The following is a 16,847-nucleotide window of genomic DNA, read 5'->3' as shown; positions in this document are numbered from 1 at the left end:
GCCCCACGCCACCCGGCTCCGCAGCAGCCCCGGCAGCGCCCCGGCCAAGGGAAAGCCCAAGGCGAAGACCAAAGCGACAGCCCCCGCGCCCGCCCGCCAGCGCCACCCCCGCGTGCGGCCGGACTTCGTCTTTCGTGCGCAGCGCGTCGTCGTCTTTGTAGACGGCTGCTTCTGGCACGGCTGCCCCACCCACGGAACCCGCCCCCGGCAGAACCGGAAATTCTGGGATGAAAAGATCGCCCGCAACCGCCAGCGCGACCGCCTCGTCACCCGCGCGCTGCGTCAATCCGGCTGGACCGTCCTCCGCCTCTGGGAATGCGCCCTCGCCAAAAAGCGCCAGCCGCACACCCTGGCCCGGCTGAGAAGGGCGCTGGGAAAGTAGCCCTGTTCCTGCGGAACAGGGGGCGCTCCGCAAACAGCCATGACCCCGGCTGTCCACAAAAACCCCCGGCAACTTCCCTCCCCTCGCCCCTTCCCCCGCTTGCCACTCACCGCCTTCACCTTTACACCGCTGCGGCTTCCTGCCCACTCTTGAGCAAGTTTCGATGGCATACGCCTCGATCTGCTGAATCATCGGCTCTCCACTCACTCCATGTCACCCGACCTCAATGCGCAGATCCGAGCCGCGGCCGGTTTGGCAATCCAGCAAATGATCCGTGATGCGGGCGACAACGTTTTCACTTGGGCGGAGATTCAGAAGGGATTTCAAGTGACTGGGAAGCAGATCTTCTTCGCCACCAAAGCCGCAGGCATCTTCAAGCCGAAGGAACTCACCGACGATGCAGCGCTGAGCATCAAACAGGTGACACCTTCGCGGGCAGGCCGCTCCGCGCCCTATGAAGACGGAGATCTTGAGAATGGAGCCGTCAGCTACCGCCTGCAGCGCGAGGGAGAAAAAAGCCCCTTCAACCGGCATCTGCAGCAGGCTTACCTCAAGAACCTGCCGCTGATCTACCTGCGCGGCATCGCGGACAGTTTGTATGAGGTGTTTTACCCTGTGTTCGTGGAGGAGTTTTCTTTCCCAGCCGGAATGGCACGCGTGGTCTTCGACCAGCCAGAGTCCAGCCCGATGTTTGCCGGCGTGAACGAGGTGCCCGTGCAATACAGCTACGGCATCCGCAAAAACCGGCTGCATCAGCGCGCCTTCCGCCAGCGCGTGCTCATGGCCTATGGCCTGCGCTGCGCATTGACCAATCTGCCGCTTGTGGATCTTCTGGAGGCTGCGCACATTGTGGGCGATTCAGAAGGCGGTCTGGCCAGCGTGCAAAACGGCATCGCCATGTCTACCTTCCACCATACCGCCTACGAGTCCGACCTCATGGGGATCGACCCCGAAGGAAAAATCATCCTCAGCGAACTTGTGCGTGGCACCCGCGACGGGCCCATGTTCAGCCAGGGTCTTCTCGGCATGGAAGGCCGCCAGATGCGCTTCCCAACCTTCGAAGGGCATCGGCCAAACCGGGATTTTCTGGCTCAGAAATTCGAGCAGTTCACGAAGGCGGGACGGTGAGGAATTGAGGCCGCTAAGGCCGACTTTGGAAGCTTATGAGACGGATACCCTGGCAACATTTTGAGCCTCCAAATGTTGCCGCTGTTTCGCCGTCGCAAGCCCCGAAACTGCGCTCCGATGCATCGGAGTTCCACGCCTTACCACCCCTTGCCCCGTGCAACAGTCGGGGAAGGGGAAATGTTGCATGTTGCACACCCTAAGCGCGGCAACATGCAACATTTTGAGCCAAAGGGGGCTTGGTGCAGCCCAGCGGGCACACAGTTTGGCACACAGTTTGGCACACAGTTTGGCACACAGTTTGGCACAAGGGCCGGGTAAATTTGACGTGGCAGGCTGAGGTCGCTCCATCTACCATGCACCACTCATGATCGAGACCCTGACCATAGAATCCTTCAAATCCATCCAGAGCATTACCTTGGAGCTGGGGCAGGTGAATGTCTTCATCGGTGCCAACGGCAGTGGCAAAAGCAACCTCCTCGAAGCGCTGGCGGTGCTCTCAGCGGCGGCGTCTGGAAGGGTGGATCAATCCACGCTGGTGTGGCGCGGGTGCCGGGCGAGCAACTATTTCATGCCAATGTTTGAAGGATGTGACGATGAAGCGTCAACGCGGCTATTTGCGGAAAGCGATCGGGTGTTTTATGATGTCACACTGCAACCGCCACCGAGCTTTCGGTTGTCTCCATGGGGATTTAAGGTCGAACAACTGAAGCATAAGGACCAGTTTTTGCTGAATAGGCCAGAGTCAAATGGCAACATTACGGATCCTGAAATAGGCCTGGCTGCTCTTAGGTTGGCGGAAATACAGCCAGGTCATTCAGCATCGCTTTTTCTCAAAGCCTTGGCTTCCTACAGCATCTATTCGGCAAATTCATCCATTCTGCATGGTTGGGTTAAAGACTATCAAGAACGTGAGCCTGTGGGCCTTGGTGGTGGGAGGCTGGCGAATGCCATCCATGAGCTTTGCCACGATAAGGAGAAGTGGAAGGAGTACAACATTGAGTTGCGCTCATGCATGGATTGGTTTGGAGATTCTGTTCTGACTAAGAGGGGATCAGATAGTCATTCTGAAATGTTGGATTTTGGCTTCACTGACCGGTACTTTAAGAAGGATGACGAAACTCCGCGTTCTCCTGTGCTCAGGGCAAATGACGTCAACGAGGGCATTTTGTACCTCACCTTTCTAGCCGTGCTTGCGTTGCACCCGCTCGCACCAAAAGTCTTTGCCGTTGAGAATATTGATCACGGTCTTAATCCGCTGTTGGCCAAGCGTTTGATTAGCACCCTAACTGAACAAATTCTCGCCGCTCAGCCCAAGCGCCAGGTCTTCCTCACGACCCATAATCCACTTGTTTTGGATGGTTTGCCTTTGGCGGATGATCGCGTGCGTCTCTTCACGGTAGACCGTGATAACAGGGGGCATACAGTGGTGCAGCGTATTGATCTGGAGAGGGCGCTGAAGGCGCGGCCCAATGATGAGTGGACGCTGTCCCGCATGTGGGTGAACGGGTTGATCGGAGGCGTGCCGAATGTCTAGGCCATTGCGCATCGCTCTGGTGGCCGAAGGGCTGGGAGATGGAGTCGTGATCCATGCTGCACTGGAGTCAATGCTGGGAGGACAACCGTTTGTCCTGCAGCAGCTGTTTCCTGACACCTCGCTCGCTTTCGGGGGGATGGGCACGGGCTGGGGCGGGGTTTACCGCTGGTGTCACGCTTCAGCTAAAAGGGGAAGTGGCAGACTCTCTGGAGACAATCTGCTCTGGGGACTGGGTATGTATGATCTGCTCATCCTGCATCTTGATGTGGATGTGGCAGGCAAGGAGTATGGCGAAGCGCTTGGCAGGGAGTATGCGGACATTCTACTCCCAACCGATTTGCCTCTGCCCTGCGACAAGCCCTGTCCGCCTGCTGCGGATGCCGCCAATGAACTACGTAAGGTGTTGCTCAGCTGGTGTGGTGAGACGCAGGTGCCGCCAAAGACCGTCCTTTGCACGCCTTCTAAAAACACAGGTGCATGGGTAGTGGCAGCTCTCTTCCCTACAGAGCCTGAAATGATCAGAAGAGGCTGGGAATGCCATCCAGCACCCGAAAGTCGGTTTAGCGCACTTCCCGCATCGGTGCGCATCAAAAAGACTCCTTTAGATTACCGTTCGAAGAGGCATGTCATTATTGCTGAGTGGGCACGTCTCTGTAACGACCTGCCGCAAGCTGCGCGTTTTTCAGAAGAGTTTCGAGATGTTCTCGAATTCGTTCTCCAGGAGAGGACCGAGAACTTGTTTTGATGCCAGGGGCGTTGTCTCATGGTAAAATTTTGGCGGCAAAAATGTTGCCATGATTTGGGCCTTTTTGAGTACTGAACTTCCTCATGGTGCCTCCAAATGCCATCAGATGCTCTTCAATGCTCAAGTGGAGGAGACTGGGATGGAAATGTTGCCATGTTGCCGAGCTTAGGGTGTGCAACATGCAACATTGCCCAGGTGAAACGATGAAGGTGCGGGGATCAGCAGGCGTCGTCATCGTCATCGCGGAAGTCGGCGAGCGGGTCATCATCGTCGTCGTCGCTGGCATGGACGCGGGTTTTGACGGCGGCGGCGGCTTTACCAGGTGGCAGCAGCTTGCGCGGGGAGCCTTTGAGACGGCCCTCCTGCAGGGCCTTGGCGGCCCACTTGCTCACGCAGCCGCGATGCTTGCCCATCATCTCCGCGATGTCTGCCTGCGTCTGCACGCCCTCCAGCACATGCTGGATGAACATTTCATAATCGTTCTCGACGGACAGCTCGCACTTGATGTCCGTGATGCCGGTCGTCTTGTCGGTGGTGAAGTGCCAGAGGAGGTCGGGGAGGGGATCGCCGGTGTTGCGGGAGGGTTTGGCGAAGTGGCTGATGAACTTCGCGCCGGGGTCGGTTTCCTGCCGGGCGTTGCGGAGTTCGATGATCCAGGAGCAGGCGTCTTCGCGCTTGGAGTGGCCGCGCATCATGCCATTGCGCCCGGCGTGGTGGATGACGATGACGGTGATCTTCCGCCGGCGGAGATCGAGCAGCCAGTTGGCCAGCGGCTCGTAGTCGGTGCCTTTGTTTTCATCGATGCCGGAGGCCAGGGAGCTCAGGTTGTCCAGAATGAGGACGCGGTAACCCTGCTCAATGAGGGCCTGGGTGAGGCGCTGGCGGTCCTCGGGCTCGCCGATGTTCACGGCGGTGCCGCTTTGATTGAAAAGGTGCTCATGGTGGAGGTGGTGCACCTTGGACAGGTCCAGCCCGCGGGCGCGGTACTTGCTGTGCTTCAGCGCCATCTCGCCATCCACGTAAAGCACCGGGATGTGGCTGGGGGCGGGCGCAGGCACGGGCGCGGGCTTCAGCGCCATCTCGCCATCGAGGCACGGGCGCGGATCTCCTCCGGGGTGGCGGGCGCGTCCTCGGGGCTGGAAGCGGCGGGGGTGTCGGCGGGCGGGGCCTCTTCTCCGGCCTGCCACAGGCCCAGGGGGCTGCGGGTGGAGATGGCGCCGGGCAGGGCCATGGCCAGCCACGTCTTGCCCACGCCGCGCGGGGCGTAGATGTAGCCCAGATCCCCCTCGCACAGCCACTGGTCCAGCAGCGCAGGCCGTGGCGGGATGACGAGGGCTTCGAGCTGCTCTGCCGTGAGGATAAACTGCGCCAGCGGCGGCCGTGGCGGCGGCTGCCCGGGCACCGCCTGCGCGGGGGCATGGGGTGCGGGGCTGCCGGTGCTCTGCGTGTGCGTGGGGGTGGCCTCGGCTGCGGGCGGAGTGTGGGTGCTGTGCGTGGCGCTGGCTGTGTAAGCCGCCTGGCGTGCGCGGACGCGCTCGCTCTCGGCGAGCTCTTCGGGAGTTGGGATGAAGGGTGTGATCATGGTCTGTGCTTGTTTGTTGTTTGGTATGTTGTGGTATTAACGGGAAATGGGTCGTGTGGGCGTGTGGGCGTGTGCGATGCGGGTGGTGCTCGGCTGAATCTTCCTCCTCCTCTTACTCCTCCTCCTCCTCCCGGAATCCGGATCTCCGGAAAGGGGGAGGAAGAGTAAGAGGAGGAGGAAGAGGAGGATTTTTAAAACGGCGGATGTACCTCCAGATCCGGTGTGGGGAAGAGGGTGCGGCAGAGCCTGACGGTGGATTCGTCATCGAGGCCGGTGGTGCAGTCGTTGAGATCCTTCACGGGCGTGCCGTCCGTGCGGCGCAGCTCATTGAATTCGAAGAAGTCCACCTCGCAGTCCACGCCGATGAGCTGGGAGGCCCACTGGCGGGCGCTTTGGGCACCGCCGCCGTCCGCATCGGCATGGGGGTAGAGGCGCACGCGGCGGCCGCGCATGAGCTCCAGCGCTGCGGGGTGGATCCGCGTGCCCGTGCCGCGCCCCAGCATGGCCACGGGCAGCACATCCCAGCGTTCCAGTTCGAGCGCAAAGTGCAGCGCCGCCAGGTAGTCCGGCCCGCCCTCCACCAGCAGCAGCGTGCGGAACTGGGGCAGGCGGCGCAGCACCGCCGCGCCCAGCGGCCAGTCCTTGCGGGAGCCGCGCAGCGTGTGCGCCTTGCGCCGCCCCAGCGTGCCGCACGACGTGAAGGGCAGGCCATCCAGCCGCCGCGCCTCCACGCAGCGCTCCTCCGCATCCACCAGCAGCCAGCAGCGGAAGCCCTTCACGATGGCAAAGGTGAGCGTGCGATACGCCAGCGCCAGCGACACGGCATCCGGCGAGAGGCGGCGGGTCTCCGCCACCAGCCGCCGGTCCGCCTCCGTGCCATTCTGCAGCGGCACGCGCAGCCCCTCCTGCGGTGGCGTCTTCTCCGGTGGCAGCAGCGCGGTGGCCTTCTCCTTGAAGGAACTGCTGCGGGGCGTGTGCCCCGGCGGCGTGTGCCCCGGCGGCGCCTTCCGTGGCACCCCGGCCAGGTCCAGAAACAGCCGCGTGGCCTCCGCCGTGCTGATCTGCCGCGCCATGGCGATGAAGTCGATCACGTCCCCCTTTTGGCCCGTGCCGTAGTCCTTCCAGCGCTTCCCGTCCTTCGAGATGGCAAAGGAGGGGTTCTTGTCCTCGCGGAAGGGCGAGCGGCACGCCGACGCCGGCTGCCCCTCCAGCCCCAGCTTCTGCCACGCCTCCGGGATGAGCAGGCGTTCCTTCAGGGATGGTATGTCGTGGTGGTCTGGGCGTTTGTGGGTGGTGTTCATAAAGTGGGTGGTGGTGGGCTTGAGATCGTCCTCGTCCTCCTACTCGAACTCGTCCTCGATCCGATGATGTCGAAAGCAGAGAACGGGTGGGAGCTGTCGGTGGGCCTGCCTTGGGTGCTTGATCGGGCGCAGCGCGTTTTGATCGAGGACGAGTAGGAGGACGAGTTCGAGTAGGATTCGTGGACGGCGAATGCTTTAAAGTGGCACTGCATGGTATTCGTCCTCAGCAGCATCCCCGGCGGGACCGCCCGAGCCAGGTGCGGCGGAGGGTGCTGCCGGGGCCGGCTGCCCGTGCGTGCGCAGAGCCTCCATCACCTGCTCCAGATCATAGCGCCGCGCGTGGCGCACGCCGCTGGAGGGGATGAAGCAGCCGCGGTTCCACTTCTTCAGCATGCGGCGGCTGATGCCCAGAGCCGCCATGAGCTGGGCGGAGGTGAGCAGGGCCGGTGAGGGTGGCGGCGTTGCTGCTGCCTCTGCCACCGTGGAAGGCAGGGCGGCGTGGGGTGCGGCAGCAGGGCCGGGAGAAACGGGCAGGTCGGAGATCGTGTTCAGTGTCATGGTCAGGCAGAGCAGGTTCTGGTATCCGCCGGACGGACTGCAGGAGGCCTGCGAGCCGTTCGTGTGGATGGAAAAAGACTTGGGTCCGAATTTTAAAAGTCAACGCAATTTGTGGAAAAAGATGCCGAAAGGTGACACGCCGTGGCCGGGTGTATATAAACGTGGTAGGACGTGGTAGTAATGTAATCACCTGCGCGTCCGCCCGGAAAGATGGGTTCGCCGCCTGCAAATGCGCGACGGTTCCCGCATTGTCCGCGCCCCGAGGACGGCGGACCTTTTTGAGCGCCTGCGAAGCCGCAGACCCATGATCACGGACCCGACGCAGCGGTTCCCTACCACCCGATGCGCCGCGCCGGATGGTAGGGACGCGTTGTGCGCGTCCGTAGAATCCTTCGTCCCAGCGCGTGCGGGTGAGTCATCGCTCTCCCCCTTTTCCAAAGCCCCCCGCCTCTGGCGGCTGTGGAGCGGAAGGATCGAGGACGAGGACGAGGACGAGGACGATCTCCGGCGCTGCTTTGCCGCTTGCCTCACCAATGCCGTCACACACGCTCCCTTGCCACCGGCCGCTTCCCCGCGTAAGCGAAGTCATGGCCCTCAAAGCAATCATCTACAAAGCCAAGGTCTCCCTCTCCGACCTCGACGCCAACCGTTATGCCGACCACGAGCTGACCCTCGCGCGGCACCCCTCGGAGACGGAGGAGCGCATGATGATCCGCCTGCTGGCCTTTGTGCTCAACGCGCCTGAAAACAACGACCTCGGCAAGCTGGAGTTTGGCAAGGACATGTGGGAGGCCGACGAGCCCGCGCTCAGCCAGCACGACCTCACCGGCCTGCTCATGCACTGGATTGAGCTCGGCCAGCCCGATGAGAAAAAACTCGTGCGCCTCTGCGGCCGGTCCAAGAAGGTGAGCGTGTACAGCTTTGCCAGCAACGCCGCCACCTGGTGGGCCGGGCTCGCGGGAAAATTCACCCGTGTGAGCAACCTCCACGTCTGGCAGATCCCCGCCGCCGAAAGCCAGGCCCTGGGCGAGCTCGCGCAGCGCTCCATGGACCTCACCGTGACGCTGCAGGAAGGCGTGCTTTTTGTCGGGGAAGGGGACCGCACCGTGGAGATCAAGCCGGTGAAGCTGTGTGGCGGGGAATAGGCGGGGAAGTGCTCAGTGGCCGGTGAATCGTGGCAGCGTGGTGCCGTAATGTAGCCCAGTTGCGCCGCAACTGGGAAAGGGCTGTCGGCATGCAGGTTGCGCTTTCGAGGTTCGCAAAGCATGGGAGTGCTGACGCAAAGAGAGGAGCGTTTCGGACTGCCGGAAACCCTGGAAGCAGCGGAGCGCCTCCCTTGTTGCGGCGCAACAAGGCTGCTTCGGGGGACGCATGCCACGCACGCTTCTCCATTGACGCCCCCGCCCGCCTCCCGCTAAAACGGTGCCCATGAACTCGCGTGCCTCGGTCTGGTCCTGCATCGCTGCCGCCTCCCTCCTCGCGGCCTGCGCCCCCATCCGCACCGCGACCGTGTCTGTGCATCGCGCGCGCTCGCTGCCCAACAACACCGTCGATTTCGGCTGGGACGGCGGCGTGGTGCGCCCCGCGCTGCTGCGCAGCATGGGCGTGGATTTGATGATCCACCGCGCCACGCACGGCGGCACCGGGACGGACGTGGACTACACCCGGCGCGAGCGCGCCGCACGCGTGGCGGGGCTGAAGTGGGGCGCGTATCATTACGTGAGCCGCGCAGGGAATCTGGACGCGCAGATCCAGCGCTTCATGAACGTGGCCGCCGCCGCCGCCCGGCGCAACGGCACCACCCGGCATCCGCTGCTGCTCGTGCTGGACAACGAAGGGCGGGACCGCGTGTCGTGGTCGCAGCTCGCCCATGCCGCGCAGCGCGTGCGCGCCCGCACCGGGGCCTGGCCCCTGCTGTATTGCGGCGTGCCACTTCCTGGTATGCCCGGCTTTGCGGAACAGGAGCGCGAGCTGCAGGCGCTGACGCCCGCCCAGCGCGCCGTGCTCAGAGCCTGCGGCCTGTGGATTCCCCGCTACGGCGAGCAGTCGGCCACGCACATGACCTTCAGCGTCCCGCGCGTCTTTGGCACCTGGACCTTCTGGCAGTACTGCGGCGACATCAGCGGCCATCCGAAGACCGCTCTGCTCGGCCCCGAGTTCTCCGGAGACGTCGGCGCCGCCTACACCCGCAGCGGCGGCCGCGCCTCCCTGCGCCACTTCTGCGACCGCAGCCTCTTCAATGGCTCACGCTCCGCGTTTGAGAAATACTACCGCGAACACGCCACGGCGGTGGTGATGTGGCGGTGAGCGGTTAAGCCGCTAGTCTGCATGCGGCTTCCTTTTGGTGCCAAAAATCAGATAGTCTCCTTCTTGGGCAAAGGGTGTGCGGTAAGTCACCTTGCCATCGGCGATCACATAAGGGAACAGGACCTCGACAGAATAGAGACCTATGTGATCAAGGTTTACCTGAATCGCATCCACCTTCTCCGTTTCATTGGGTGGACGAATCAGGACATCGAATACAATGGCACAGGCCTGTATCTCTTGATTCGTCGCTTGAGACTGAAATTCCTCCGTGAGGATGTCCACCAGCGTTTTGGACTTCGGATGGATGTTGTCCTTCTCCTGGGCAGCAACATGCACGGTGCTGCCATCGATTCTTGTTATCCCTCCATAGGGGTAAAATTCGCCGCTCTCTGCCAGCATTCGTTTTGCGAGAGGCAGAACCTCACGCATCAAGAGTTCACAGCTTTCTTTGGGAGTTGCTGCGTTCACAGCATTAGAAATAGGGGCGGATATTGCCTGACTCGTTTGACGGTTCACTCCACGCGCCCGTTCCAGTAGCCGGGACGCCGGTGCAGATGCATGACGGAAACAAGATGAAGGCCGTTTTCTTCGATTCGGTAAACGAGCGCATATGGGAACCTCTCCACCCTGACCTTGCGCATTTCACCCTTGAAGCGCCGGTGCATGCAAGGGGCGCTGCATATTCTCAAAGTGGCCGCCTCCACTGCAGCACCAAACCGTCCGCTGAGTTCGTCATCAATCTGGCCATAATAACTGGTTGCTTCGACCAGTTCCAGCCTGGCGGCGTCATTCCAAAACAGGCTCATTTGGCTTGTTTGCCGGCCTTGATGCTGGCGAGCAGCGTCCGCATTTCATTCATGACTTCCTCGTGTGGAATGGTGCGCATGCTTCCGTTGCGGACGGCCTCTACCCGGCGGTCGAGTTCCTTTTGCCATTCGTCGCTGATTTCAACATCATCATCCGCGTCATCAAGGCTTTCGATCAGGCGGGTCGCCAGCCGGGAACGGTCTTGCGGCGGTAGGTTCATCGAGCTTTCCAGCAATTGCTCGTATGGAAGGACGGCGGTCATAATTGCATTGTAAGGTGCATGGGCACTGCTTTCAACTGGGGATGCTATCCGGCAGCCAGCTCACGCCCCCGCATTTCCCCCCAGAGAATGCTTGCCAAACGCCCGACGCAGCGCCGTACTTTGCCTTCCCTTTTATGATGACCCGCCTTGCCCTGATTCTCGTTGGTTCCATTGGACTCGCGCACGCCTCGCAGCCGACCTCTCTGGCCGATCTGCCGGACGCGAACCCGGAGGCGGAGCTGAAGGCCTTTGTGGTTCCCGAGGGCTTTGAGGTGAATCTCTTCGCGGCGGAACCCATGATCCAGAAGCCCGTGCAGATGAACTGGGATGCGCAGGGCCGCCTGTGGGTCGTCACCAGCACCACCTACCCGCACATCAAGCCCGGCGAAGAGGCCAAGGACCAGGTCGTCGTGCTGGAAGACACCAATGGCGACGGCAAGGCCGACAAATCCACCACCTTCGCCGAAGGCCTGCACATCCCCACGGCCCTCGCCCCCGGGGACGGCGGCCTCTATGTGGCGAATTCCACCGAGGTGCTCTTTCTAAAGGACACCAACAACGACCTCAAGGAAGACGACCGCACCATCCTGCTCAGCGGCTTCGGCACGGAGGACACCCATCACCTCCTCCACACCTTCCGCTGGGGCCCGGAGGGCATGCTCTACTTCAATCAATCCATCTACATCCACACCCACATGGAGACCCCTCACGGCATCCGCCGTCTCATGGGCGGCGGCATCTGGGAGTTCCGGCCTGAGACACGCCGGGCGGAAATCATCAGCAAAGGCCTCATCAATCCCTGGGGCCTGGAGTTTGACCGCTGGGGCCAGAGCTTCGCCTGCGACGGTGCCGGCGGGGAGGGGATCAATTTCATCTTCCCGGGCTCCGTCTTTGCCACCTCCCCGGGGGCCAAGCGCATCCTCCACGGTCTCAGCCCCGGCCAGCCCAAGCAGTGCGGCCTGGAAATCATCGAAGACCCCCATTTCCCCGCCGACTGGCAGGGCACCTTTGTGCTCAATGACTTCCGCGGCAACCGCGTGAACCGCTTCCAGCTCACCCCCAGCGGCAGCAGCTACATCGCCAAGCAGCTCCCCGACCTCCTCGCCTCCACGCACCGCGCCTTCCGTCCGATCGATGTGAAGATGGGGCCTGACGGTGCCATTTACATCGCCGACTGGTACAATCCCATCATCCAGCACGGGGAAGTGGACTTCCGCGACGCCCGCCGCGATCACCAGCACGGCCGCATCTGGCGCATCACCGCCAAGGGCAGGCCCCTCAGCCCCAAGGTCCAGATCGCCGGGGCCTCCACCACCGACCTGCTGGAAATGCTCAAGTCCGACCGCAACCACGTGCGCCGTTTTGCCAAGCGCGAGCTCCGCGATCAGGGCGCTGCCAAAGTCACCCTGGCCCTGGACGAGTGGGCCGCCAAGCTGGACACCACCAAGGAAGCCGACTCCCACGCCCTGCTGGAGGCCGCCTGGGCACGCGAAGGCGTGAACTCCTTCTCCCCCACGCTCTGGCGCAGGCTGTGGGAAAACGGGGACGCCCGCATCCGCGCCGCCGCACTGCGCATCCTCAGCCACCGCTGGAAGGTTTTACCCGACGTGATGAAGGTGCTGGAAAAGGCCGTGGCAGACGAAAACGCCCAGGTGCGCCTCTGGGCGCTGGCCGTGCTGGCAGACATGCACAAGCCCGGCGCCGTCAGCCTCGCCCTCAAGGTGCTGGACCACCCGATGGACGAGTCCCTCGATTTCCTGCTGGAGCAGACCTGCCGTGAGCAGGCCGACATCTGGATGCCCGCCGTCGTTGAGGGCAAGCTCAAGCTCGACGAGCGCCCCAAGCACCTCGTCTACGCCATGAAGAGCACCGGCCGCAGCGATGCCCTGCCACCCCTCTTTGCCGCCCTGAAAAGCGGCAAGCTCAGCGCCGAAGACGCCGCCGCCGTGCTCGACATGGCCGGCAGCGCCGCCGACCCCGCGCAGGCCAAAACCATGGTCGACATGGTCAACGACGCCTCCCTGGCCCCCTACTACATCGGTCTGCAAGATGCCCTGGTGAAGGCCGCCACTGATCGCAAAGTCATCCCCGAAGGCGCGAAAGACATCGTGATGGCCTGGTTTACCCGTCCTGAGCCCCACGTGGTGCATCGTGCCGCCATCCTCGCCGGACTCTGGAAGGTGGAGCCCGCCCGCGACACCCTCGTGGCCCTGCTCACTGACGCCAAAACGATCCCCGCCATCCGCGATGGCGCCACCCGCGGCCTCACCGCCCTCGGCGGCGTGAAGTCCCGCGATCTCTTTGACAAGCTCTTCACCGAATCCCAGGACAACGGCTTCCGTGCCCTCATGATCGACGGCCTGACCAGCGTTGGCCCGCAGCTCGCGGCCAGGCGCGCCGTGGAGTTCCTGGCCAAGGCCGAAGTGGATGCCGCCAAGCCCATCCTCACCGTTTTCCTCAAAAACAAGCAGCTTCCCGGCGTGCTGGCCAAGGAGCTGGCAGGCAAGACGATTCTTGACTCCGTGGCCGTGGAAGGCATCCGCATGGTCACCTCCCGTGGCATCCAGGGCCCCCTGGCCGAGGCCCTCAAGAAAGCCGGCGGCGTGAAGCAGATGGACCGCCCCCTCACCCCTGAGGAAATGAGCGCCCTCGTGGCCAAGGTGAAGACCCAGGGCGACCCCGCCCGTGGCGAAGCCGTCTACCGCCGCCAGCAGATGCTCTGCACCACCTGCCACGCCATCGGCGAATCCGGCGGCGTGCTGGGGCCCAACCTCGTCAGCATCGGCGCCAGCGCCCCGGTGGACTACCTCATTGAAAGCCTGCTGGAGCCCAGCAAGAAGATCAAGGAAGGCTACCACATGGTCATCATCAGCAAAAAGGACGGCGGAGTCATCTCCGGCGGCCTGATCAATGACGGTGCCGAGGAGTTGACGATTCGTGACCCCGCCAATCAAATTGTGAAAGTGGCCAAGTCCGCCATCGCCAGCCGCCAGATGAGTCCCGTCAGCATGATGCCCCCCGGCCTCACCGCCAGCCTGCGGGAGGACGAATTCGTCGATCTCGTGCGCTTCCTCTCCGAACTCGGCCGGGAAGGGGCCTACAAGACCCAGCCGAACCGCTACGTCCGCACTTGGAAGGCCATGGGCAAGATGGAGCAGAAGGACGTGGACCACGTCCGCCACGTGGGCAGCTTTGCCCTGAACGATGAGAAGCACCCCTTCCCATGGCAGATGGCGCTCAGCCAGGTGAATGGCGACCTCCCGCTGGCCGATCTGCCCGCCGCGCAGAGAATGTATCCCTGGTTCCCGAAAATCGTCCAATTTGGCCTGAAATTGGACGGTGCCGGCAAGGTCAAACTCGGCTTCAGCGCCGTGAAGGGAATCGTTGTGGCGGTGGACGGGGCAGAGCTAAAGGAATTGCTGCCCCAGCAGGAGCTCGAATTGAGCGCCGGAACCCACCGGATCAGCGTGCTGATCACCCGCGACGCTGGGGAACTGGCGGCATTACGCGTGGAAATCTTAGATGGACCCGCAGTTGCGGTGCCCTGAGGCTTCTCAAAGGCGAAAAATCGTAAAGTCGATGTATTTGCATTGACGGGACAGATGCATTTTCGCTATTCTGAACGCTAGGCTTGGAATGCTGTCTTACCCCGACGTGCACCCATGCGCCAACCATTTGCTTACCCTCATGAGAAATCACCCCATCGGCCTGGCCCCCAACGATTTGCTCGTTGTGCCGAACGGTTGTGACTTTTCAGGGTTTCCCATGGGTGTGCAGGCTCAGTGTCTAAACGCCGCCGTTTCGCTGTCTTGTGCCCCTTTCTTCCGCCTTTTTTAAAAATCTCCCGCTTCGCCCTGCCAAAACCTTTCTCTGATGAAAACACTTCGACACAATCGCATCCTCCTCGGCTGGTTCATGACCGTGCTGGTGTTCGTCATGCAAGTCGCCACGCCTTTGCAATCGGCGACCATCTACTGGACGACGGATGGCAAGATCTCCGGCGAGTTCACCTCCGGAACCTGGGATACAACCAGCACCAACTGGCTTGCCACCGTGCCCACGAACACGGCCGGGAGTCAGATCGCCTGGAACAACCTCAACGGAGACATCGCTGCTTTCCTGGGCGCTGCGAACATAAGCATCACCACTCCCATCACCGTGGGCGGGCTGCGATTTGAAGCGGACGGAACCAACATCGCCTCTTCCTCCGCCGCGAACACCCTGACCTTCACCGGTGCCTCGCCTTCCATCACCATCAAGGGGGATTCCAGCTCCCTGGCTGGCAACACCGAAGTCTTCCTCACCGCCCCCCTCGCCGGCACCAACGGCCTGTCCGTCCAGTTCACCGACACGGCCGCCGTCCCAGGTTCCAACTACGGCGTTTTGCGCCTGGGCACGCGCAACAACAACTTCGCCTCCACCCTCACCGGCGGCATCTCCGTGGGCAGCAAGGCCATGCTCCGGGTGGATGTGAACTCCACCGACCTCACCACCGGAAAGAATCCGCTGGGAACCAACCAGGTCACCCTGCAGGCAGGCTCGCGCCTCGACATTCTGGGCTTCAACGCCACGTCAAACGGACTTTCCGGCCGTCAGTTCACCACCAATGGCACCGGTGACAGCGGCCTTGTCAATTTCACGGGTGTCGCAGACAGCGTCCGCACGGACCTCCAGTTGAGCAATGTCAACAACATCCCTGCGGCCAATGGGGCTCAATGGGTGGGCAAGGTGAACATCGGTTCTGCCGGAGCCTACACCTTCTTTGCCGCCGCTGATGACGGGGCCAAGGTTTACATCGACGGAATCCTGGTCTTGAACAACGACGGTGGCAAAGGCAACACGGACCTTTCCAGCGCGCCGATCTTTCTGGCTTCCGGCGCGCACGACATCCGCATCGACTACGTGAACGGCTCCGGCGGCGGCAACATCAATCTGGGCTACGCAGGTCCTGACACCAACGATGGCCTCGGGCAGATTCGCAAAGTCATTCCGAACAGCGCACTTCGTCAGGCGGATGTCAACACCGTGAACGGCTCCAGCAACGCCCTGCAGCTGGGCAATGACGTCCGCCTCACAGGGAATGCCGAGATTTCCCTCTCCAATACCACCGTCACCTCCGCTCAGTTGGGGCGCCTGCTGATGGACACCGGCGTCACGCTCAAGGTGTCGTCTTACGACGTCCTCGGCGAAACCGCTGTGGTGGGCAACGGCGGCGGTTTTGGCAAGACGCTGCGCTTTGGTGGGACTGCAGGTTCCCCCACCGTGTTTGGCACCCTGGGCTCAGGCACCGGCGGCACGGTCACCATCGCCTCGGACATGAATGTGGCCTTTGACGGCGTGGTTTCGGATGAAGGCCGGGCCATGACCATCCAAAAAACCGGTGCTGGCTGGCTCTACTTCAATCAGACGCAGAGCGCCAACACCCTGGGCTCCACCAGCAGCATTCAGATGAACGGTGCATCCGTGACCCAAAATGCCACCTACGTCCCCTCGAGTTACGCGTCTGACGGCAATCTCAACGGCAAGGCCAGCACACTGACAACCGGGACCACCGCAGGACTGGCCGTGGGCATGACGGTCAGCGGCGCGGGCATCCCCAAGGGCACGGTCATCGTCTCGATCATCAACGGCACCCAGTTCAAGGTCTCGGGAGATGCCTCGGCGGTGAGCTCCTCCACCGCGCTGACTTTCTCGCAGACCCCCACACTGGTGCTCACCGGCAGCACCGTGGCAGGCTCCTTTGATCCCATTGGCTCGGCGAAGATCGTGCTCGCGGGCGGCAATTTGGTGCTGGATTCCAAAGGTGGGGCCGGTGCGGTGACCACGTTTGGCAATGCTGTTCAGGTCACTTCAGACGCAGTCATCCAGGACGTGGCGAATGCGGTCTCGGTCACTTTGGGTGGTGCGGTGACCATTGCCAGCGGCAAGACTCTGGTGCTGGATGCCATTGCGGGTGGGCAGCCCGTCGCGGATCCAGGAGCGAATCTGATCGTCTCAGGCGGCATCACCGGAGACGCCTCCACGACTCTGGTCATCCGTTCCACCCCCAAGAATGCTGGAACGACCATCAGTGCCGTCAACGCATTGGCCACGGGGGTGGCACAGCAGACCGGCTTTGCCTCCCAGAGCGGCACGGTGAGCCTGTCTGGCAACAACTCTGGCTTTGCCGGACAGCTGGTTTTTGAACCGGGCGCCAACCTGCGCGTGCTCGGCGTGAGCGCCCTCAACAACAAGACTTTCA

General features: G+C 62.3%; 14 protein-coding genes and 1 pseudogene. 8 read left to right on the top strand and 7 right to left on the bottom strand.

Annotated elements, in window-relative coordinates; translation table 11 throughout:
• From ACILSL_RS24825 to ACILSL_RS24810, 4 genes and pseudogenes are all read left to right on the top strand, one after another.
• Positions 1 to 382, top strand: a pseudogene (locus tag ACILSL_RS24825) (hypothetical protein); the annotation flags it as partial.
• A gap of 210 nt (positions 383 to 592) precedes the next feature.
• Positions 593 to 1,510 carry an HNH endonuclease gene (locus tag ACILSL_RS24820; protein ID WP_395734770.1) on the top strand — a complete coding sequence of 306 codons (918 nt, stop codon included), beginning with the start codon at positions 593 to 595 and terminating at the stop codon, positions 1,508 to 1,510.
• Between the two features lie 364 nt (positions 1,511 to 1,874).
• Positions 1,875 to 3,044 carry an AAA family ATPase gene (locus ACILSL_RS24815; RefSeq protein ID WP_395734769.1) on the top strand — a complete coding sequence of 390 codons (1,170 nt, stop codon included), beginning with the start codon at positions 1,875 to 1,877 and terminating at the stop codon, positions 3,042 to 3,044.
• 4 nt (positions 3,045 to 3,048) lie between these two features.
• The gene (locus ACILSL_RS24810) at positions 3,049 to 3,789 is read left to right on the top strand and encodes a hypothetical protein (protein WP_395734768.1); all 741 of its coding nucleotides are present in this window, start codon (positions 3,049 to 3,051) and stop codon (positions 3,787 to 3,789) included.
• A 218-nt stretch (positions 3,790 to 4,007) separates the two neighbouring features.
• On the opposite strand, the gene ACILSL_RS24805 is transcribed toward ACILSL_RS24810, so the two are convergent.
• From ACILSL_RS24805 to ACILSL_RS24790, 4 genes are all read right to left on the bottom strand, one after another.
• Positions 4,008 to 4,847 carry an AAA family ATPase gene (locus tag ACILSL_RS24805; protein WP_395734767.1) on the bottom strand — a complete coding sequence of 280 codons (840 nt, stop codon included), beginning with the start codon at positions 4,845 to 4,847 and terminating at the stop codon, positions 4,008 to 4,010.
• A gap of 11 nt (positions 4,848 to 4,858) precedes the next feature.
• A complete protein-coding gene (locus ACILSL_RS24800; RefSeq protein ID WP_395734766.1) occupies positions 4,859 to 5,371 on the bottom strand; it encodes an AAA family ATPase in 513 nt (170 codons plus the stop codon).
• A 191-nt stretch (positions 5,372 to 5,562) separates the two neighbouring features.
• Positions 5,563 to 6,672 (bottom strand): CHC2 zinc finger domain-containing protein, encoded by a 1,110-nt coding sequence (locus ACILSL_RS24795; RefSeq protein ID WP_395734765.1) that lies wholly within the window; start codon positions 6,670 to 6,672, stop codon positions 5,563 to 5,565.
• Between the two features lie 195 nt (positions 6,673 to 6,867).
• A complete protein-coding gene (locus tag ACILSL_RS24790; RefSeq protein ID WP_395734764.1) occupies positions 6,868 to 7,230 on the bottom strand; it encodes a hypothetical protein in 363 nt (120 codons plus the stop codon).
• Positions 7,231 to 7,817: 587 nt separating this feature from the next.
• On the opposite strand from ACILSL_RS24790, the gene ACILSL_RS24785 reads away from it, so the two are divergent.
• Both ACILSL_RS24785 and ACILSL_RS24780 read left to right on the top strand, forming a co-directional pair.
• A complete protein-coding gene (locus tag ACILSL_RS24785; protein WP_395734763.1) occupies positions 7,818 to 8,375 on the top strand; it encodes a YaeQ family protein in 558 nt (185 codons plus the stop codon).
• Between the two features lie 283 nt (positions 8,376 to 8,658).
• Complete coding sequence (locus ACILSL_RS24780) at positions 8,659 to 9,537, top strand: glycoside hydrolase family 25 protein (RefSeq protein WP_395734762.1); 879 nt, start codon at positions 8,659 to 8,661, stop codon at positions 9,535 to 9,537.
• A 12-nt stretch (positions 9,538 to 9,549) separates the two neighbouring features.
• On the opposite strand, the gene ACILSL_RS24775 is transcribed toward ACILSL_RS24780, so the two are convergent.
• The 3 genes from ACILSL_RS24775 to ACILSL_RS24765 are packed head-to-tail and all read right to left on the bottom strand — an operon-like array spanning position 9,550 to position 10,606.
• A complete protein-coding gene (locus ACILSL_RS24775; RefSeq protein WP_395734761.1) occupies positions 9,550 to 10,053 on the bottom strand; it encodes a hypothetical protein in 504 nt (167 codons plus the stop codon).
• Positions 10,050 to 10,343, bottom strand: coding sequence for a type II toxin-antitoxin system RelE/ParE family toxin (locus ACILSL_RS24770; protein ID WP_395734760.1), 294 nt, complete (start codon positions 10,341 to 10,343; stop codon positions 10,050 to 10,052). Before ACILSL_RS24770 ends, ACILSL_RS24775 begins: the two co-directional genes overlap by 4 nt.
• Positions 10,340 to 10,606 (bottom strand): addiction module protein, encoded by a 267-nt coding sequence (locus tag ACILSL_RS24765; protein ID WP_395734759.1) that lies wholly within the window; start codon positions 10,604 to 10,606, stop codon positions 10,340 to 10,342. The genes ACILSL_RS24770 and ACILSL_RS24765 overlap by 4 nt, the downstream gene beginning before the upstream one ends.
• A gap of 134 nt (positions 10,607 to 10,740) precedes the next feature.
• Between ACILSL_RS24765 and ACILSL_RS24760 the strand changes: the two genes are divergently transcribed.
• Positions 10,741 to 14,154, top strand: coding sequence for a PVC-type heme-binding CxxCH protein (locus ACILSL_RS24760; RefSeq protein ID WP_395734758.1), 3,414 nt, complete (start codon positions 10,741 to 10,743; stop codon positions 14,152 to 14,154).
• 325 nt (positions 14,155 to 14,479) lie between these two features.
• Positions 14,480 to 16,847, top strand: a 2,368-nt coding sequence (locus ACILSL_RS24755) for a PA14 domain-containing protein (protein WP_395734757.1), incomplete at its 3' end; no start/stop codon positions are given.

The sequence above is a fragment of the Prosthecobacter sp. genome (assembly GCF_044222345.1).
In the GTDB taxonomy this organism is placed as follows: Bacteria; Verrucomicrobiota; Verrucomicrobiia; order Verrucomicrobiales; family Verrucomicrobiaceae; genus Prosthecobacter.
Note: the sequence above shows the minus strand (reverse complement) of the source record. Positions and strands in the feature narration are given on the sequence as shown.